Source organism: Actinoalloteichus sp. AHMU CJ021 (assembly GCF_002895405.1).
Lineage (GTDB): Bacteria > Actinomycetota > Actinomycetes > Mycobacteriales > Pseudonocardiaceae > Actinoalloteichus_B > Actinoalloteichus_B caeruleus.
This window is the reverse complement of sequence record NZ_CP025990.1, coordinates 2440421-2458650: the sequence shown is the minus strand read 5'-3', so window position 1 is coordinate 2458650 and position 18230 is coordinate 2440421. Positions and strand designations below refer to the sequence as shown.

Sequence of the window (18230 nt, the reverse complement as noted above, 5' to 3'; positions counted from 1 at the left end):
GGCACGCCCGCCTGGCGCCGGCCAGGGCAACGGAAATGTCTCTGTGTGATCGTACTGTCACTCCAGGTGTTCAAGCTCGTGCTCGCAGCTGCCTGGGAGGCCGAACAGTGTCCGATCCCTTCGTCCACCTCCACGTGCACACCGAATACTCCATGTTGGACGGCGCGGCCAAGGTGGGGCCGCTGTTCGCCGAGGCGAGCCGACTCGGCATGCCCGCCGTCGCCATGACCGACCACGGGAACATGTTCGGCGCCGCCGAGTTCTGGGAACAGGCCAGCGGATACCCCGACGTGAAGCCGATCCTCGGGATCGAGGCCTATGTCGCTCCGGGGAGCCGGTTCCACCGGAAGCCGGTGTTCTGGGGCGGAGCTGGCAGCGGGGACGAGGGCGGTGACGTGTCGGGCCGCGGCGCCTTCACCCACATGACGTTGCTCGCCGCCGACGCGACCGGGCTCCGCAATCTCTTCCGGTTGTCGTCCCTCGCCTCGATCGAAGGGCAGTACAAGAAGCCGAGGATGGACCGGGAGCTCCTCTCCAGGTTCGCGAGCGGACTCATCGCCACCACCGGGTGCCCCGGGGGCGAGGTGCCGACCCGGCTGCGCCTCGGTCAGTACCGGGAGGCGTTGCGGGCTGCCAGCGAGTACCGCGACATCCTCGGCAAGGAGAACTACCTCGTCGAGCTGATGGACCACGGCGTGCGGGTGGAACGCGACGTGCGGGAGGGTCTGCTCACGATCTCCCGGGATCTCGGTCTCGCGGTCGTGGCCACGAACGACAGCCACTACGTCACCCCGGACCAGGCCCAGGCCCATTCCGCCCTGCTCTGCGTGCAGACCGGCAGTACCTTGTCGGACCCCAGGAGGTTCCGGTTCGAGGGGGCCGGTTACCACCTGAAGTCGGCGGCCGAGATGCGGGAGTACTGGGACCGGGAGGTTCCCGGAGCCGCCGACACGACCTTGGACGTCGCGGAACGCGTCGGTTCCTACGCCGAGGTGTTCGGATTCGTGGACCGCTCACCACTGTTCCCCATCCCCGTCTCCGAGTTCTCCGGCCGGGCCGGGCAGGTCCTGGGCGCGCGGCGGGTTCGGGTCCACGAGGTGGCCGGCGCGTGTCCCCTGGTGCTCCGGATCGACGGGTTCGACTCGCTCGCCGCCGTGGGGGAGGCGCTGGACGGGCACGAGGGAATGACACCGGTCGTGCTCGTGGGAGGAGACGGCGGTACCGCCGACACCCTGGTGTTGCCAGAGGGGGTGCGGGTGTCGACGGACCTGTTGCGGGTGTTGGACCAGGTGACGGGGGTGACGGTCGCCTGACCGCCGGTGCCCCTGCCGCCGGGTCGCGCCGGCTCCTCGTCACGCCGGAGCCGTGAACCGCCAGTGATGCCCGTCGGGGTCCGCGACGTGCGCGACGTGGCCATCCCCGTCGACCTGGGTCGCCGGGGTGACGATCCGCGCTCCGGCGGTTCGCGCCACCCCGAGGAGGGCGTCGAGCTCGACACGGGACGCGGCGGTGTGGGTGAGGACGGTGGCGGAGAACCCGTCGCCCCGCCCGTCCACGCCGACATCCCCCGCGAGCGCCCCGCGCGGGAGCAGGCCGAGCCGGAATGCGCCGGCGGTCACGGTGAAGTCGACGAACTTGTCACCGTAGTCCCGGTCCACCCGCATCCCCAGCGCCGCGTAGAACGTCGCGGACGCCTTCGGGCTGCCAACGCCGAGGTAGACGGCGGTCTCCACGAGGCTGGCCGGGGCGACGGCGGGAGCGGTGTTCCTCTTGTTGACCGCCGCCAGTTTCCAGACCGCGCCATCGGGCGCCCGGTAGGCGGCGGCGAACTCGCCGAACAGCCGCTTCCTCGGTGGCCTGACCACGGTCGCACCTCGGGAGGTGGCGTTGTCGAGGAGGGCCTCGACCTCACTGGGCTGGTTGACGATGGCCGAGAGGACGAGACCCCGGAAACCCGAGCTCGCCGGATTCGCGTCGACCTCCGCGGCGAGCTCCTCGACCCCCCGGAGGTCGATCCGCCCGGAGCCGGCCAGGTGGAGCGACGTGGAGGGCTCCCCGCCGGTGGTCGCGAGCGGGTACGCCGAGGCGTAGAAGTCGGTCGCCTCGGCGACCCGGGGGACGCCGAGGGTGATGCGGTCAAGGGTGAGCTGCACGGGGGTGGTCCTTCGTCCGGGTGCGGTGGTCGGGACGGGGCGGGCGGCGCTCAGGCCGTCTGGTTGACGCGGACGAGGTTCCCAGCCGGGTCACGGAAGGCGCAGTCGCGGACCCCGTAGTCCTGGTCCGCCGGTTCCTGCACGATGTCCGCGCCCGCGGCTTCGAGGCGTTCGAAGAGACCGTCCAGGTCGTCGGTGGCCAGCGTGATGGCCGCGAAACTTCCCTTCGCCATCAGTTCGGCGATGGTGCGGCGCTCGTCCTCGGAGATGCCCGGGTCGGCGGTCGGCGGGTGCAACACGATCGACGTCCCGGGCCGCCCGCGCGGGCCGACGGTGATCCAGCGCATCTCCTCGTACCCGACGTCGTCGAGGACCTCGAAGCCCAGCGCGTCCCGGTAGAACCGCAGCGCGGCCTCGGGGTCGGTGTGCGGGAGGAAGGCGTGGTGGACGGTGACGTTCATGCCCGGAACGCTAGGAGTGCCTACCGGGGTCGTGCTTCTTGATTCCTGACCGGTCTGGTCACCTGTTTCGCGAGGCAGGGTGGAATCCCGGCCGCGGCCTGGGAATGATCCCGCCGATAGGTGCTCGGTGGTACTCCGACCAGTTCCGCGAACCTCGTGCTGAACGTTCCCAGCGACGAGAAACCGACCTCGAAACACACCTCGGTGACACTGAGGTCCCCTCGGCGCAACAGGGTCATCGCCCGCTCGATGCGCCTCGTCATCAGGTACGAATAGGGCGACTCCCCGTACACGCGTCGGAACTCCCTGCTCAGGTGCCCGGCGGAGACATGAACTCCCCTGGCCAGTTCCTCGACGTTCAACGGCTTGGCGTACTCGCGGTCCATCCGGTCGCGGACCCGGCGGAGCGCCACGAGGTCCCGCAACCGTTGAGCCTCCGTGCGCCCAGCAGTCATGGGGGCATCGTGCCACGTCACGGCGCTGGCGTTCCCAACAGCCGCCCCACGTCGTGGCGCGAGCGGGTGTCCTGGCGGTCACCATCCCCGGCCCCACCGGGGAGCGCCGCCTCCCTTGGTGCCGGGTCGTGCGCCCGGCGGCCGCCGATCCGGTCAGGATTCGAGAAGCCGGCGGAATCGGGGGCGGCTACCGTCGCGTCCAGCTCTGATGAACCCCCGCCAGGAAAGGACCAGCGATGAGTTCCACGTCGCACGGGGAGGCCGGGTCGAACTCCGGCGGTTTCTCCGAACAGGAACGCGCCGCCATGAGGGAACGCGCCCAGGAACTGCGGAACGAGGCGGGGCGCGGCCGAGGAGGAAAGGCGGCCGCGGACGAGGCCGACGTGCTGGCGAAGATCGGGGAGATGCCCGAACCGGACCGTTCGTCGGCGGAGCGCGTGCACGCGATCGTCACCAGCCACGCCCCCGATCTGGCCCCGAAACTGTGGTACGGGCAGCCCGCCTACGCGAGGAAGGGGAAGGTGGTCTGCTTCTTCCGCAGCGGCGCCGCCGACAAGGAGCGCTACTCGACGTTCGGGTTCACCCCCGAGGCACGCCTCGACGACGACGGCGGCCTGTGGCCGACCTCGTACGCGGTGTCCGAGCTGGGTGACCGGGCGGCGGAGACCATCGCCGCGCTGGTCGCGAGGGCCGTGGGCTGATCGAGGACGGTGGAGGGCTCGGCCCGCGACGGCTGCCGACGGCGATGTCTCCGGCGGCCCGGCCGCCTCCCGCCAGCCGAGAGGAACCGCCCCGGCGGGGCAGGGGACCGGGCTGGTAACCCCGAGCGCCCCGCCGACGACCCACGGTCGTGGGAACGAGAGCGGGAGCGGTCCTCGCCGTCGCCCTGGCCGCCGTGGGGTGCGGCGGGGTGGTCGAGCGGGAACCGGACCGGACGACAGGTTTCCGGCAGGTCTCGCGGGAGGCGTTCGACGCCGACGGGCTGACGTGGCCGCTGACGGTCGACACCGCCGAGGTGGGCTGCGAGGGCGGCGGCGCGGTCGTGGTGGTCGAGGGAACCGCCTACGGCATCACCGGAGCCGCCCAGGCCGCCGGAGTCCCCGCCCTGCCCGAGGACCTGTGGGCGGACGACTCGGGGATCGGCCACGGGGTGAAGGTCACGGTGTCGGACCTGATCTCCGTCGCGGGCTGCTGACCCCGGGCCTCGCGACCGGGTCCTCCGGTCAGGTCCCGGCGGCACGACGGGGGCGGAGGGGGCGATGTTCCGTCCGCTGCCACGGGGTGCCGGTGGTGTGGTCCGCCCGGCTCCCGCTGGCCGGGCGGATTGGGAACAGCCCCGGCTCCGCCTGGGGTCGGGTGGCTGGTGGGGCTCTCGCGCGGGCGGTCGGCCTTGACGGCGTCGGCCAGGGCCACGAAGGCGGCCGGTGAGGTTCGACGATCTCGCGTGTCTGTGCCCGAGTCGACGTCCCTCGTCGGCTCGGGCTGGCGGGCGCGCATCCCGCGTCCCGGTGGCCGTCGGCACGCCCCGCCGCGTCGGCTCGCCGCACCGACCAGGGCCCGGCTGGCCACCGCGACGAGCCCGGCGGGCGTGGCTGGTGGTTGCTCCCCCACGCGGCAGCGCCGGGTGGGGTGGCGGTTCTGGGCCCTGCTGCCGGCAGGTGGAGTGACGGGGGTCATGACCGCAGGTCAGCGGGCCCGAATTCAGGACCAACGTCCCGGGAGAACGGGACCCTGACCGTCCGCTTCCCGGCCTCCGCCGCCCCTAGCGTCCTCGCTTGAGGGCGAGAGGAGCGGGTCGTGGAGATCCTCGACGTGGCGCGGTGGCAGTTCGGCATCACCACCGTCTACCACTTCCTGATGGTGCCGCTGACCATCGGTTTGTCGGTCCTGGTCGCGGTGATGCAGACCGCCTGGCACCGCACGGGCAAGCCCGAGTACCTGGCGATGACCAAGTTCTGGGGCAAGTTGATGCTCATCAACTTCGCGATGGGCGTGGTGACCGGCATCGTGCAGGAATTCCAGTTCGGCATGAACTGGAGCGAGTACTCCCGGTTCGTCGGGGACGTGTTCGGCGCGCCGCTGGCGATGGAGGGCCTGGTCGCCTTCTTCGTCGAGTCGACCTTCCTCGGGTTGTGGATCTTCGGGTGGGGCCGGCTGCCGAAGCGGGTGCACCTGGCCTGCATCTGGGCCGCGTCCCTGGCGACCGTGCTCTCCGCCTACTTCATCCTCTCGGCGAACTCGTGGATGCAGCACCCCGTCGGTGTCGCCCTCGACGAGGACGGTCGGCCTCGTCTCACCTCGGTGTGGGAGCTGCTGACCAACTCCACCGTGTTGGCCGCCTTCCCGCACACCATCGCCGGGTCGTTCGCCGTCGCCGGGTCCTTCCTGGTCGGTATCGCCGCCTGGCACCTGGCCCGGCGGCACCGCGACACCCCCAAGGACGACCCCGACCGCCGGGTCTGGCACCGCTCGCTCCGGTTGGGCGGCTGGGTCGGGGTGGTGTCCTTCGCCGCCGTCGCGATCACCGGTGACCTCCAGGCGAAGCTGATGTTCGAGCAGCAGCCCATGAAGATGGCGGCGGCGGAGGCGCTCTGCCACACCGAGGCCCCGGCCGGTTTCTCGGTGTTCGCGGTCGGGGACGTGAGCCGGCCGGACTGCGAGAGCGTCAAGAGCATCACCGTCCCCGGGCTGCTCTCGATGTTGGCGCACAGCGACTTCTCCACCGAGGTCCGGGGCGTCGAGCAACTCGTCGACGAGTACACCGAGCGGTACGGGACGAACTACCCCGACGACCCGAGGCTGGGCGAGATGGCCGGCCAACCCATCGACTACGTGCCCTCCCTGCCCATCACCTACTGGGGTTTCCGGCTCATGATCGGCTTCGGGGTGGTCGCCGCCGGGGCCTGCGCGTTCGCGTTGTGGGTGACGAGGAAGGGCCGGGTGCCCCGGTCGCGGTGGTTCGCCCCGTTGGCGCTCGCCGGCATCGCGGCCCCGTTCCTGGCCAACACCTTCGGCTGGATCTTCACCGAGATGGGCCGCCAACCCTTCGTGGTGGTGCCCAACCCGACCGGCGTGGACGGGGTGTGGATGTACACGGCGCAGGCGGTGTCCCCAGGGGTGTCGCTGGGCTCGGCCGTGTTCTCGCTGGTTGCGCTCACCGCCGTCTACGCGGTGCTCGCCGTGGTCGAGGTGTTCCTCCTCGCCCGTTACGCCCGCGCGGGCGTGTCCGGGGTGATGCGACCGCCCTGGGAGGAGCCCGACGAGGAGGGGAAGTCGGGTGACGGCCCGGGTGGGAGTGACGGACGCGGGGGAGGCGGCGGTGACGTGCTCGCCTTCGCCTACTGAGCCCCGGGCGGGCCGTCCGCCCGCTGACCCGCCCGGCGCCCGGACCGGCCGCCCCCAGCCTGCCACCGGTTGAGAAGGAGACCGTCGTGGACCTGCCCACCTTCTGGTTCTGCGTGATCGCCGTGCTGTGGCTCGGCTACTTCTTCCTGGAGGGCTTCGACTTCGGCGTCGGCATGCTGCTCGGCCCCATGACCAGGGACGACACCGAGCGCCGGGTGATGGTGAACACCATCGGCCCGGTGTGGGACGGCAACGAGGTCTGGGTGATCGTCGCGGTCGGCGCGACCTTCGCGGCCTTCCCCGAGTGGTACGCGGCGCTGCTGTCCGGGGCCTACCTGCCGATCCTGTTCATCCTGCTGGCGTTGATCGGGCGGGGGGTGGCCTTCGAGTACCGGGGCAAGGTCGACAGCCACCGCTGGCGGCGGAACTGGGACCGGGTCATCCAGATCGGGTCGTGGATCCCGCCGCTGGGGTGGGGCCTGGTGATCACCGGCACCGCGACCGGGCTGCCGATCGACCCCAACGGTGACCTGCGCGGTGGGGTGATGGACCTGCTGCGGTTGGACACCATCCTCGGCGCGGTGGCGTTGACCGCGTTCAGCCTGCTGCACGGCGCGGTGTTCGTCGCGCTCAAGACCGACGGGACCGTCCGGCACCGGGCGCACGGGGTGGTGCGGCGGTTCGGTCCGCTGCTGCTCGCCCCGGTCCTCGCGCTGCTCGTGCTCGTCCAACTCCGCCAGGGCACCCTGTGGACCGCGGTCGTGGCGGGCCTGGCGGCGGCGGCCGGGGTTCTCGCCCTGGTGTGGATGCGGCTCAACCGGGAGGGGCGGGCCTTCGCCTCGCTGGCGGTGCTGATCACCGGGGTCGTGGTGGTGCTCTTCGGTTCGCTCTACCCCAACGTGCTGCCCTCCACGGTGGACGAGGCGTTCTCCCTGACGGTGGCCGGCGCGGCATCCAGCCCCTACACGCTGACCGTCATCACCTGGGTCGCCGCTTTCGGCACCCCAGCGGTGCTGGTCTACCAGGGCTGGACGTACTGGGTGTTCCGGCGGCGGATCAGCACGGCGAACATCCCACCGGTGCGGGTCCCGTGAGGCTCCACGACCCGGTGCGGGGAGGGCGACGGTGCGGGGCGGGCCGGTGGCTCGGCGGTACGTCCGCATGGCGGACGCGGAGGAGGTGACGGACGGGATGGCTCTGGACACCGACCGGACCCGCCCGGAGAGTGCAGGGGTGGGAATCTCCGCTCGACGGTTCCGAGGCCCGCTCGGACCGCTGCCGGCCCTGTCGACCTCGGCCCGCCGATCGCTGGTCGTCATCGGCCTGCTCGCGGTCGCCGACGCCGTGCTGCTCGTCGCGCAGGCGGTCGGTCTTGCCACCGCGCTCACCGGGGTCGTGGTGGACCGGGTACCCGCCGGGGACGTCCTCGCGCCCCTGGGGTGGGCGGCGGCGGCGGTCCTGGGCCGGTCAGTGGTCGCGTGGGCGCTGGAGTCGACCTCGGCCCGCGCGGCCGGAGGGGTCAAACGGGAGCTGCGGTCCGCGCTGCTCGACTCGGCCCTCGGCCGTGGCCCGGAGTGGATCCACCGGGGCGGTGGGGACGACGCCGTCGCGGGCGGGGTGGGCCGGCTCAGCAGTCTGGCGACGACCGGGCTGGACGCTCTCGACCCGTACTTCCGCGCCTACCTGCCCGCACTGGTGACGGCGGCGGCGGTGCCGCCGCTCGTCGGCGGGTGGATCCTGCTCACCGACCCGCCGTCGGCCGCGCTGGTGTTGGTGACCGTGCCGCTGATCCCGCTGTTCGCGGCGCTCATCGGGCGCTACACCGAGCACCGCTCCCGCCGGGCGGCCGACGCCACCGCCCGGTTGTCCGGGCACCTGCTCGAACTCGTCCGGTCCCTCGGGGTGCTCACCGCGTTCCGGCGGGCCGGTCAACAGGCCGAGGCGGTGCGACGGGTCAACGAGAGCCATCGGAAGGCGAGCATGGGCACGCTGCGGGTGGCGTTCCTGTCGGCGCTGGCCCTGGAGCTGCTGGCCAGCCTGTCGGTGGCGCTGGTCGCGGTCAACATCGGCCTCCGGCTGGTCTCCGGGTCGGTGGAGCTGGTCACGGCGCTGGTCGTGCTCCTGCTCGTGCCCGAGTGCTACCGGCCGCTGCGGGCGGCGGGAGCCGCCTACCACGCCAGCGAGGACGGGGTGGAGGCCGTGCGGCGGGTGCACGAGGTGCTCGTCGGCGGTACGGCCGCGGCGGTATCGGACGGTTCCTCCGAGGCGCCGCCACCTCGGGTGGCGGAACTGCGGGTGTCCGGGCTGCGGGTCGCCCGCCGGGACCGGTTCGCGCCGGACGGCCTGTCCTTCACCGTCTCCGCCGGTCAGATCCTCCGGCTCGACGCGCCACCAGGACCGAGCTCGGACCGGGGGCGGGTGGTCGGGGTCCGGGGCGCGGTGGCGGCGAACGACCCCCACCAGCGGCTCACCCCCGGACGGGTCCTGGCGCCGGACCGCGCCGGCGACCGGGGAATCGGTCCCAGCGGCAGCGGGAAGAGCACCACCTTCTCGGTCCTGATGGGTTTCGTCCGGCCGGACGAGGGCCAGGTCCTCGCCGACGGTCGGGACGTCACGCGGTGGGAGCCGGACCGGTGGCGGTCGGCGCTGGCCTGGGTCCCCCAGCACCCCCGGTTCACCGCGGAGACGGTCAGCGAGGAGTTGCGGTTGGCGCTGAGCGACCGGCCCGGGGCGACGGCCACCGACGCCGAGCTGGGGGAGGTAGCGGCCTCCGTCGGCGCCGCCCGGCTGCTCGGCCGGTCGGTCCGCACCCTGTCGGTCGGCGAGCGCCAACGGGTCGCGGTCGCCCGGGCACTGCTGCGGGTGCGGCACGGGGCCAGCGTGCTGCTGCTCGACGAACCGACCGCGAACCTGGACCGCGTCACCGCCGCGCGGGTGATGGCCGCCGTGGAGGACGCGGCCGATCGGGGGGTGGTCGTGGTGCTGGCGACGCACCGCCCCACCGCCGCCGAGGCGTCGCCCCCGCCCTCGTCCGGCGAGGCGACGACCGCGCCAGGAGGGGGCGGGGAGCCGGTGGCTGGTCCCGCCGCCAGCCGGCTTCGCGACCTGGTGGACCGGCGGACGGCCCTCGGCGTCGTCCTCGGGGCGTTCGCCCTGGCCGCGGGGGTGGCGCTCACCGGCACCGCGGCCTGGCTGATCGCCACCGCCGCCGGGCAACCACCGGTGCTCACCCTCACCGTCGCGGCGGTGTCGGTGCGCACCTTCGCGCTGTCCAAGGCGTTGCTGCGCTACCTGGAGCGGCTCGTCTCCCACGACGCGGCGTTCCGGCTGTCCGGCCGGCTGCGGGTCCGGCTGTGGAACGCCCTGGTCCGGCTCGGTCCGGCCCGGGTCCCGCGCCGTCGCGACTCCGACACGGCGGCCCGGTTGGTCGGTGACGTCGACCAGGTCCGGGACCTGGTCCCCAGGGTCCTGCTGCCGCCGGCGGCGGCACTGCTGGTCGGGGCGATGGTGGTGCTGGCCCACTCCCTGATCCTGCCGTCCGCCGGCGCGGTGACGGCGGTGGCGCTGGTGCTCGCGCTCGGCGGGGGGTCCCTGGCCGCCCTGGCCGTGCAGCGCCGGGCCGAGCGGCGGGTCGCGGCTGGTCGGCGTCGCGTCGCGGTCGGCGTCCTCGACCTGCTGGACTCCGCCGCGGACCTGGTCGCCGTTGGCGCGGCCGGGCGACGTCGCGCCGCGTTGGCCGAGGATGACCGCGAGCTCGGCCGGCAGGCCGCTCGGGCCGCGCTCGGCGCCGGTGCCGGGTCCGCCGTCCTCACCGCCGTCGTCGGCGCCGCCGCGCTGGCGAACCTGTGGCTGGGTGCGTCGGCCGTGGCCGCCGGGGCGTTGAACCCGGTGCTGGTCGCCGTGTTGGTGCTGTCCACCCTGGCGGTCGCCGAGGTCGTGGCCACCGTCCCACCCGCGGTGACCCAGGCGGGCGCGCTGCGCGACGCCCAGCGTCGCCTCGACGAGGTGTGGGGTGAGGCCGAGGACGACGGTGCCGTCGAACCCGGGGGAGCGACGACCCTGCCGTCCCCGGACGGCGAGGTGGTGCTGCGTGACGTGGACGCGGGGTGGCCCGGACACCGCCAGCCGGTGCTGCGGGAGGTGACGTTGCGGCTGCCCGCCGGAGCGCACGTGGCCGTGCTCGGACCGTCCGGGGCGGGGAAGTCCACCCTGCTGGCGCTCCTGCTGGGATTCGTGCCGCCGCGCACCGGCGTCGCCAGGCTGCCCGACCGGGTGGCGTGGTGCCCGCAGGACCCCGCCCTGGTTTCCACCTCCGTGCGGGAGAACCTCCGCGTCGCGCGGCCCGGGGCCGGGGACGCCGAGCTGCGGCGCGCGCTGGCGGTCGCCGGTCTCCCCGACTGGGGTGACCGGTTGGACGCGGTGCTCGGCAGCGGCGGACTCAGCGTGTCCGGGGGTGAGGCCGCCCGGTTGGGGATCGCCAGGGCGGTCCTCGCCGCCCCCGACTCGGGGCTGGTGCTGTTGGACGAGCCGACCGCCCACCTCGACGCCACCACCTCCCGCGAGGTGCTGGCCAGGCTGCGCGCCGAGTTCGCCGGGCGGACCGTGGTGCACGTCACGCACCGACCGGAGGAGGTGTTGGACGCCGACCTCGTCGTGGAGGTGCGCTCAGGCGCGGTTCGCGAGTACCAGGACCTCGACCTCCTGGTGCTGGCCGGTTCGGATCGGGCGCGCACCGAGGGGGCGGCCAGCGGTGACCGCGTCAGCATTCCCCGGCAGAACACGGGGGGCGAGTAGCGTGGCCGCTGCCATGATGGACTCCACTCTCGCCAGGGACACCCTGGCCGCGGCGACCGAGATCACCACGGCCGCCATGTCCCACGACGAGCCCGAAGCGGTGTTGCCGCTGGTCGCGCGGAGGGCCGCCGCCCTCACCGAGGCCGACCTGTGCCTGGTGATGGTGCGCGCCGAGGACGGGAGCCTGACGGTCGAGGCCGCGCACGCCGACCGGAACTCCGCCGGGCGGGTGCGGGACCCGATGGGCGCGGTGCTCTCCCCCCGCTCGGTGGCCTCCCGGGTCGCCCGTCGAGGGGTGCCGATGGTCGTCGACGACGTGACCGCCGATCCGAGCACCTCCCCGTTCGTGCCGCCGCAGCTGCGCGGGTACGGCCCGTTCGCCGTCGCGCCCTTCGGGACCCGGGAGCGCCGGTTGGGGGCGTTGGCGGTCTACCGGTGGCGGGGGGCGAGGTCGTTCGCGCCGACGACGGTCGAGGTGCTGGCGGCCTTCGCGGCCCAGGCGGGGTTGGCCATCGTGCTCGCCGAGGGTTCCACCGCCCGGCAACGGGTGGCGGTCTACCAGGAGCGGGAGCGGATCGCCCGCGACCTGCACGACGTCGTCGTGCAACGGCTGTACGCCGCCGGGGTGCGGCTCGACCTGCTCGGCCGTCGGCTCGCCGGCCGGCTGGAACCGGCGGACGAGGCCCGGTTGGCCGACATTGTCGAGCAGTTGGACGGCACGATCGGCGAGATCAGGGACACCGTCCGCGAGCTGCGGTCCACCGACCCGGCCGACCAGGGGGCCGCCGTCGACCTGCCCGATTCGGTGCGGGCCGAGGTGGCCACGGCGGCCGGCCTGCTCGACCTCACCCCGACCCTGGACCTGGTCGGTGGGTGTGACGACGTGCCCGTGGTGGTCGCCGACCACGCGCGGGCGGCGCTGCGGGAGGCGCTGTCCAACGTGGTGCGCCACTCGGGAGCCCGGTCGTTGGCCGTCGAGCTGCACCGCTACCCGGGGGGCCTGCGGCTGCGGGTCGCCGACGACGGCTGCGGTATCCCCCGGGGTGTCACCCGGCGGGGGCTCCTCCACCTGGAGGAGCGGGCGGCGGCGGCCGGTGGCCAGTGCCGGGTGGAGTCCTCCCCGGACACCGGGACGACGGTGACCTGGGAGGTACCGCTGTACTGAACCGGGGTGAGGTCGACTCGCGGTGGGGGCCGGCTGCCACGACGATCGCCTCATGACCCATGTCGTCCCGAAGCAGGGCAGGACCACCATCCCCGGGAACACGCTCATCGTCCCGACACCCGAGCACGGCCGTGAGCTGGCGCTCCAACTGGCCAGGCACTCCGTCCAGCACATCCAACCCGACCACGAGATCCTCCGCGGCGGCCGGCCTCACTACGCCACCGACCCCGACAGCCTCATCGAGGCGGCGCAGGTGGTGGCGACGGAGTTCGCGACCATCGCCGCCGCCAACGACTACTGGCGTTGATCCTCCCCGGTGCCGGGCCCGTCCGGGTGCTCGCCCGGCGGTCCCGGCCCGTGGTGTGAGGCGACGGGAACCGGGCCTCAGGCCAGGACGCCCCCGTCGATGGGCAGCACCGCCCCGTTGACGAAGGAGGCGCGGGGGCTGGCGAGGAAGACGACGCCGGCGGCGATCTCCTCCGGCCTGCCGTACCGCCCCATCGGGTTCATCGCCAGTTGGGCGGGTGCGGACGGTCCGCCGGCCGGGTTCATGTCGGTGTCGACCGAGCCGGGCTCGACCACGTTGACCGTGATCCCGCGCGGGGCGAGGTCGCGGGCGGCGCCCCTGCTGTAGCCGACGACGGCCGCCTTGGTCGCCGAGTAGTCGGCCCCTCCGGAGAGGGAGGCGCGGCTCCCGAGCGTGGATCCGATGGTGATGATCCGGCCACCTTCGCCGAGGATCGGGGCCGCCGCGCGGATGGCCGCGACCACACCGCCGACGTTGATCCCGAACTGGCGGTCGAAGGCGGCGGCGGATCCCGTGTCGTCCAGGGGACCCCGCACCGACACTCCGGCGTTGTTGACGAGCACGTCCAGCCGTCCGAAGTCCCGGGCCACCGCGCGGACCAGTTCGCCGACCTGATCCGGGTCGGCCTGGTCGGCCCGGTACGCGGCGGCCCGTACTCCCCGGTTCCGCAGCTCGCGCACGATCTCGTCCGCCAGCGCTTCCGACGTGCCGTAGCTGATGGCCACGTCCGCGCCCTCGGCGGCCAGCGCCGCCGCGACGGCGGCCCCGATCCCCCGCGAACCGCCCGTCACCAGCGCGACCCGTCCAGCCAGTTCTTCCGACATGTGCCCTCCGTCCCCAGGGGTGTGGGCGGGCGCCCACACTTCTGTACTGATAGGTACAGAACGGGGACTGTACCCTAACGATCGGTACAGAAGTAGGGGGTGCGCATGGCGGTGGGGCGACCGCGCGGGTTCGACGTCGACGAACGCCTGGACCGCGCGCTGGAGGTCTTCTGGCGGCAGGGTTATGAGGGCACCGCGCTGTCCGACCTCACCGAGGCGATGGGGATCAACCGGCCCAGCCTCTACTCGGCCTACGGGAACAAGGAGGAGCTGTTCCGGGCCGTGGTGCTCCGCTACGCCGAGGGGCCTGGTGGTCACCTGCGGGCGGCACTGCTGGCACCCACGGCGCGAGCCGTGGTCGAACGACTGCTCAGGGGCACCGTCGAGGTCGTGACAGCCAGGGACCACGGCGGATGCCTGTTCGTCCAGGCGGCACTCGCCACGGGAGAACAGGGAGGGCGTCCGCGCGACGAACTCGCCTCCTGGCGCCGCTCCGGAGAACTGGAGTTGCGGCGACGGCTCCAGCGGGCGCGGGACGAGGGGGACCTCCCCGGGGACCTGGACGCGGCCGACCTCGCCCGGCACGTCATGACCACGTCCCACGGGCTCGCCGTGCAGGCCACGCACGGAGCCACCCGCGCGGAGCTCGACCGGGTCGTCGAGCTGTTCCTGTCCGGCCCGCCCTGGGCGGAGTCGCCCGCCTGAGCGGGGCGGGCCGCCGCCCCTCCGGGCGACCCGCCCGAGGATGACCGCGCCGCCAAGGGCGGGCGAGTGTCCGCTGACGGCGTTCCGCCCCGGCGGCACCAGGCCCAACCCGGGGAGTCCAGCCCGACCGGAGGCGCTCCCCTCAGGGGCGCCGGCCGCGACGGGCGATCCAGGCGGCGGCCTGCGTCCTCCGCTGCATCCCCAACTTCGCCAACACCGAGGTCACGTAGTTCTTCACCGTCTTCTCGGCCAGGAAGAGGCGCTGGGCGATCTGCCGGTTGGTCAGGCCCTCCCCGATCAGGTCGAGCACTCGGCGTTCCTGTTCGGTCAGCGCGGCCAGTTCCTCCGGGGTCTGCTCGCGGCGGATGCGTTCCAGCACCCGCTCGGTGGTGACGGAGTCCAGCAGGGACCGGCCCGACGCCACCTCCCGCACGGCGGTGACCAGATCCTGGCCTCGTACCTGTTTCAGCAGGTAGCCGGAGGCGCCGGCGATGATCGCGCCCACCATCGCCTGTTCGTCGTCGAAGGCGGTGAGCACCAGGCAGCGAGGTGGGCGGTCGAGCTGACGGAGTTCGCGGCACAGTGACACGCCGTCGCCGTCGGGGAGGCGCACGTCGACGACGGCGACCTGGGGGGCCACCAGGCGGGCCCTGGCCAGGGCCTCGCCCGCGCTGCCGGCCTCGGCCACGACCTCGATGTCGTCCTCGGAGTCCAACAGGTCCCGCAGGCCTCGGCGGACGACCTCGTGGTCGTCGACGAGGAGCACACGAATGGGCACGGCACCACGCTACGACCCGAGCGGCCAGCCCTGTCGAGGGCTGCCCCCCGAGGTGACGGCGGCTACGTCCGGGCGGGTGCCTGCTGGCACTCGCCTATGTCGAGTGCCAGTTTTTTGGCGAGTTCGGGAACAACGCCAGCGCCGGCACCGTTGGCACTCATGACAGGTGAGTGCCAAATCGGGTCGGTGGGAGTGGGGCGGGGAACCCCGTCAGCCGAGCCGGTGGGCACGCACGGGACCGAGTGCCGATTCGGAGCGGAGAGGGAGTTCGAGATGACCACGAGTGCTCGTCGACCGGTGTGGGATCCGTTCAGCGCGCTGGTGCGCGGTGTCGACAGGGATATCGACCGCAGGTTCGACGCGATGGTCGACCGGGCCTTCGGGGCCCGGCGCGCGGCCGGGTTCGTCCCGGCGGCGGACGTGGTGCGCAGCGGTGAGGACGTGCTGATCACGCTGGAGCTGCCCGGGGTGGACATCACCAACGACGTCGCCGTCGAGGTGTCCCAGGGCCGGCTGGTGATCAGCGGCCAGCGGCGTGAGGAGGAACGGGCCGACAGCGACGCGGTCCTCGCCAGGGAGATCAGGGGCGGCGGCTTCCGCCGCGAGTTCGCCCTGCCCCGGCACGTGACCGCCGAGCAGGTGAGCGCCGACTACGACCAGGGGCTGCTGCGGGTCCTCGTGCGGCAGGTCACGCCCCGCGAGGCGGTGGCCACCCGGGTGCCCGTCCGGCAGGCGGCGGTGGGGACGACCGTCGAGCCCGCCGAGCCCGAGGGCGAGCGGCCCACCTCGGAGTGAGCGATCAGGTGACCCCGGCCCTGCGCGCGGGCCGGGGTCACTGGTCGGGGTCAACGGATGTCGGCCAACACCTCGTCCCATGCCGCCGCGATCTGCCGAGCGCAGGTCTCGGGAGCGACGCCACCCACCCCCGTGCCCAGACCGGGCATCGCGACGCTGCGCACGGCGTGCCGGACCGGCATGCCGCTCTCCAGCAGTCCCTCCGCCCAGAGCCGGAGCACGGCTCGCGCGGCGAGGTAGGGGTGCACGGTGTCCTGGGGAAGGAGCTCCCCGGGTTCCCGCATGGTCGGCGCGCTGATCAGCCAGCCGGGCCGGGCCGCCCCGGTGGGCACCGCGAGCGATTCACCCACCGGCAGCTCCCCACCGTGGTAGGCGAGTACGGCACTGCGGACGTGCTCCTCGACCTGGGGGAAAGCCCGGGCGTAGAGCGCGTCGATGCCGCCGCGCATCCAGCCGTACGAGTTGGCCGGGCTGACCACCGCGTCGACGGGAAGTTCCAGGATGGAGCCCTGGTGCACGCTCATTCCCGGTCTTGCCTCGGAGATCTCGTGCCACGCCTTCGCCATGCGGTCGTCCAGCGCGCAGAGCACCAGCTGGAGCTGTTGGCCTCCTCGGAGTGTGGAACGCACCGAAACGTCGGTCACGCCCCAAGCATTTCAGGAGCCCGACCGCCGACGTAACCAGGGCGTCCGTTGCCAACCAGTGATCTTCATCCACCAGGGTGGAAGGGCTGTCCTCCAGGCGGGAGATCGTCGCCGTCCGTTCGTCCCCACCCCTCGACGGCCACCCCCGGCAGGCCCGTAGGGTGGCGAACATGCCGCGTGTCGTCTATCTCGGTCCCGAGGGAACGTTCAGCGAGCAGGCGGCACGGGCGCTGGGGCGCGCCGAGGTGCTTCCCGGGGGCAGCGCGCTCGCGCCCTCGGCCACCATCGACGAGGCGGTGCGGGCGGTCTCCGGGACCTCGGACGCCGAGCCCACCGCCGAGCTGGCCGTCGTGCCCGTCGAGAACAGCGTCGAGGGCTCCGTCGTCGCGACCCTGGACGCGCTCAGTTCCGGTGCGCCCACCGTGGCCGTGGCCGAGACCGTGCTCCCGGTCCGCTTCAGCGTGCTGACCCGCCCCGGAACCACCCTGGACCGGGTGCGCACCGTCGCGACGCACCCCCACGCCGCCGCCCAGGTGCGGAACTGGTTGGCCGAGAACGTCCCCCGGGCGGCCGTGCTGCCCAGCACCTCGACCGCTGCCGCCGCCAGGTCGGTCCGGGACGGGGAGGTGGACGCGTCGGTCAGCACACCGGTGGCCGCCGAGCACTACGGCCTCGCGGCCGTGGCCGAGGACGTCGCCGACGTCCGGCACGCGGAGACGCGCTTCCTGCTGCTCAGCCGGCCCGTCGCGCCGCCGCCGCCCACCGGGTGGGACCGCACCTCCATCGCGGTCGTCCTGCCCAACCACCCCGGGTCCCTCGCGGGTGCCCTCCACGAGCTGGCCCTCCGCGACATCAGCCTGAGTCGGATCGAGTCGCGGCCGACCAGGAACCGCCTCGGCGAGTACCGCTTCTTCCTGGACCTCGACGGTCACGTCGGCGAGTCGAGGATGGCGGACGGTCTCGCCGCCCTCCGGCGCCGCTGCGTCACCGTCCGGTTCCTCGGTTCGTTCGCGAAGGCGGACGCGATACCGAGGGTCCACGGCCCCGACGAGGGCCGGCACACGTCCGACGAAGTGTTCGCAGAGGCCAGCGCGTGGGTGCGCGCGGTCAGGGAGGGGAGAGAGGTATGAGCGCGTTCCGGCTGGTCCTGGCGAGGCACGGCGAGACCGAGTCCAACGTGGGCGGCGTGCTCGACAGCCGACCGCCGGGCCCGCCCCTCACCGACCTGGGCCGCCTCCAGGCGGAGGCGCTGGCCGAGGAGCTGGCCGAGGAACCGGTCGTCGCCGTCTACGCCAGCGTGGCGACCCGGGCGCGGCAGACGGCGGCGCCCCTGGCCGCCCGGCACGGCCACACCGTCGAGGTCCTGGAGGGCGTCCACGAGGTGCAGTGCGGCGAGTTGGAGGGCCGCTCCGACGTCGACGCGCTCAGGACGTTCCACGAGATCTTCGGCTCCTGGCACACGGGACTGGTGAGCAGTCGCCTCCCCGGCGGGGAGTCCGGCCAGGACGTGCTCGACCGCTTCCTCCCGGTGCTCGAGGAGCTGCGCGACCGGCACCCCGAGGGCACGGTGGTCCTCGTCAGCCACGGAGCCGCGCTGCGCCTGGTGGGGGGCTGGATCGCCGAGAACGTGACGGGCCGGGCGGCCGACGAGGTCCTGCTGCCCAACACCGGCCGCGTCGTGCTGGAGGCGGACACCTCGCTCGCCTCCGGGTGGCGCTGCGTGTTCTGGACCGGGCACGACGACATCGGCGACGACCAACCGGCCGGCGCGGGCGCGGCCGGCGACTGACCAGCGGGCCCGGGG

The 18230-nt window shown here is 73.3% G+C and carries 17 protein-coding genes and 1 pseudogene; 12 read left to right on the top strand and 6 right to left on the bottom strand.

The features are described from left to right. Positions 1–152: 152 nt before the first annotated feature. Positions 153–1019 (top strand): annotated as a pseudogene (locus C1701_RS10360) (PHP domain-containing protein); the annotation flags it as partial. 333 nt (positions 1020–1352) lie between these two features. Here C1701_RS10360 and C1701_RS10355 read toward each other — a convergent pair. The 3 genes from C1701_RS10355 to C1701_RS10345 are packed head-to-tail and all read right to left on the bottom strand — an operon-like array spanning position 1353 to position 3069. Next, complete coding sequence (locus C1701_RS10355; RefSeq protein WP_103055858.1) at positions 1353–2153, bottom strand: VOC family protein; 801 nt, start codon at positions 2151–2153, stop codon at positions 1353–1355. A 50-nt stretch (positions 2154–2203) separates the two neighbouring features. Then, on the bottom strand, positions 2204–2614 hold the full coding sequence (locus tag C1701_RS10350; protein WP_026417753.1) for a VOC family protein: 411 nt from the start codon (positions 2612–2614) through the stop codon (positions 2204–2206). Positions 2615–2634: 20 nt separating this feature from the next. Continuing rightward, complete coding sequence (locus C1701_RS10345; RefSeq protein WP_026417752.1) at positions 2635–3069, bottom strand: helix-turn-helix transcriptional regulator; 435 nt, start codon at positions 3067–3069, stop codon at positions 2635–2637. 236 nt (positions 3070–3305) lie between these two features. Here C1701_RS10345 and C1701_RS10340 point away from each other — a divergent pair, with 236 nt between their 5' ends. From C1701_RS10340 to C1701_RS10310, 7 genes are all read left to right on the top strand, one after another. Then, positions 3306–3770 carry a DUF1801 domain-containing protein gene (locus C1701_RS10340; protein ID WP_103055857.1) on the top strand — a complete coding sequence of 155 codons (465 nt, stop codon included), beginning with the start codon at positions 3306–3308 and terminating at the stop codon, positions 3768–3770. A gap of 149 nt (positions 3771–3919) precedes the next feature. Beyond that, on the top strand, positions 3920–4264 hold the full coding sequence (locus C1701_RS10335) for a hypothetical protein (RefSeq protein WP_026417750.1): 345 nt from the start codon (positions 3920–3922) through the stop codon (positions 4262–4264). Between the two features lie 602 nt (positions 4265–4866). Continuing rightward, a complete protein-coding gene (locus C1701_RS10330; protein WP_026417749.1) occupies positions 4867–6414 on the top strand; it encodes a cytochrome ubiquinol oxidase subunit I in 1548 nt (515 codons plus the stop codon). An 86-nt stretch (positions 6415–6500) separates the two neighbouring features. Then, positions 6501–7508, top strand: coding sequence for a cytochrome d ubiquinol oxidase subunit II (gene cydB / locus C1701_RS10325; protein ID WP_030104704.1), 1008 nt, complete (start codon positions 6501–6503; stop codon positions 7506–7508). Between the two features lie 139 nt (positions 7509–7647). Then, on the top strand, positions 7648–11208 hold the full coding sequence (gene cydC / locus C1701_RS10320; protein WP_337662216.1) for a thiol reductant ABC exporter subunit CydC: 3561 nt from the start codon (positions 7648–7650) through the stop codon (positions 11206–11208). Positions 11209–11224: 16 nt separating this feature from the next. After that, entirely contained in the window at positions 11225–12373 is a 1149-nt protein-coding gene (locus tag C1701_RS10315; protein ID WP_026417747.1) for a GAF domain-containing sensor histidine kinase, read from the top strand. A 52-nt stretch (positions 12374–12425) separates the two neighbouring features. Then, positions 12426–12680, top strand: coding sequence for a hexameric tyrosine-coordinated heme protein (locus C1701_RS10310; RefSeq protein WP_026417746.1), 255 nt, complete (start codon positions 12426–12428; stop codon positions 12678–12680). A gap of 77 nt (positions 12681–12757) precedes the next feature. Here the strand turns inward: C1701_RS10310 and C1701_RS10305 are convergent, their stop codons facing one another. Continuing rightward, the gene (locus tag C1701_RS10305; RefSeq protein ID WP_030104701.1) at positions 12758–13504 is read right to left on the bottom strand and encodes an SDR family NAD(P)-dependent oxidoreductase; all 747 of its coding nucleotides are present in this window, start codon (positions 13502–13504) and stop codon (positions 12758–12760) included. Between the two features lie 105 nt (positions 13505–13609). On the opposite strand from C1701_RS10305, the gene C1701_RS10300 reads away from it, so the two are divergent. Beyond that, entirely contained in the window at positions 13610–14209 is a 600-nt protein-coding gene (locus C1701_RS10300) for a TetR/AcrR family transcriptional regulator (RefSeq protein WP_026417744.1), read from the top strand. A gap of 142 nt (positions 14210–14351) precedes the next feature. On the opposite strand, the gene C1701_RS10295 is transcribed toward C1701_RS10300, so the two are convergent. Next, positions 14352–14987: a response regulator gene (locus tag C1701_RS10295; protein WP_026417743.1), complete on the bottom strand. Its 636-nt coding sequence runs from the start codon at positions 14985–14987 to the stop codon at positions 14352–14354. A 273-nt stretch (positions 14988–15260) separates the two neighbouring features. On the opposite strand from C1701_RS10295, the gene C1701_RS10290 reads away from it, so the two are divergent. Then, a complete protein-coding gene (locus C1701_RS10290; protein WP_035273913.1) occupies positions 15261–15782 on the top strand; it encodes an Hsp20 family protein in 522 nt (173 codons plus the stop codon). 50 nt (positions 15783–15832) lie between these two features. On the opposite strand, the gene C1701_RS10285 is transcribed toward C1701_RS10290, so the two are convergent. Next, positions 15833–16426 carry a macro domain-containing protein gene (locus C1701_RS10285; RefSeq protein ID WP_245588701.1) on the bottom strand — a complete coding sequence of 198 codons (594 nt, stop codon included), beginning with the start codon at positions 16424–16426 and terminating at the stop codon, positions 15833–15835. A gap of 170 nt (positions 16427–16596) precedes the next feature. Here C1701_RS10285 and pheA point away from each other — a divergent pair, with 170 nt between their 5' ends. Together pheA and C1701_RS10275 are read left to right on the top strand one after the other, a co-directional pair. Further along, positions 16597–17556, top strand: a complete 960-nt coding sequence (gene pheA / locus C1701_RS10280; RefSeq protein ID WP_026417741.1) for a prephenate dehydratase — start codon at positions 16597–16599, stop codon at positions 17554–17556. Continuing rightward, positions 17553–18215 (top strand): histidine phosphatase family protein, encoded by a 663-nt coding sequence (locus tag C1701_RS10275; protein WP_026417740.1) that lies wholly within the window; start codon positions 17553–17555, stop codon positions 18213–18215. Before pheA ends, C1701_RS10275 begins: the two co-directional genes overlap by 4 nt. Positions 18216–18230 lie beyond the last annotated feature (15 nt).

What these genes read in the sequence shown, in the direction of transcription:
- C1701_RS10350 (WP_026417753.1), bottom strand. Translation starts at nt 2,614, where the DNA reads ATGAACGTCACCGTCCACCACGCCTTCCTCCCGCACACCGACCCCGAG.
- C1701_RS10345 (WP_026417752.1), bottom strand. Translation starts at nt 3,069, where the DNA reads ATGACTGCTGGGCGCACGGAGGCTCAACGGTTGCGGGACCTCGTGGCG.
- C1701_RS10340 (WP_103055857.1), top strand. Translation starts at nt 3,306, where the DNA reads ATGAGTTCCACGTCGCACGGGGAGGCCGGGTCGAACTCCGGCGGTTTC.
- C1701_RS10315 (WP_026417747.1), top strand. Translation starts at nt 11,225, where the DNA reads ATGGACTCCACTCTCGCCAGGGACACCCTGGCCGCGGCGACCGAGATC.
- C1701_RS10310 (WP_026417746.1), top strand. Translation starts at nt 12,426, where the DNA reads ATGACCCATGTCGTCCCGAAGCAGGGCAGGACCACCATCCCCGGGAAC.
- C1701_RS10305 (WP_030104701.1), bottom strand. Translation starts at nt 13,504, where the DNA reads ATGTCGGAAGAACTGGCTGGACGGGTCGCGCTGGTGACGGGCGGTTCG.
- C1701_RS10300 (WP_026417744.1), top strand. Translation starts at nt 13,610, where the DNA reads ATGGCGGTGGGGCGACCGCGCGGGTTCGACGTCGACGAACGCCTGGAC.
- C1701_RS10290 (WP_035273913.1), top strand. Translation starts at nt 15,261, where the DNA reads ATGACCACGAGTGCTCGTCGACCGGTGTGGGATCCGTTCAGCGCGCTG.
- pheA (WP_026417741.1), top strand. Translation starts at nt 16,597, where the DNA reads ATGCCGCGTGTCGTCTATCTCGGTCCCGAGGGAACGTTCAGCGAGCAG.
- C1701_RS10275 (WP_026417740.1), top strand. Translation starts at nt 17,553, where the DNA reads ATGAGCGCGTTCCGGCTGGTCCTGGCGAGGCACGGCGAGACCGAGTCC.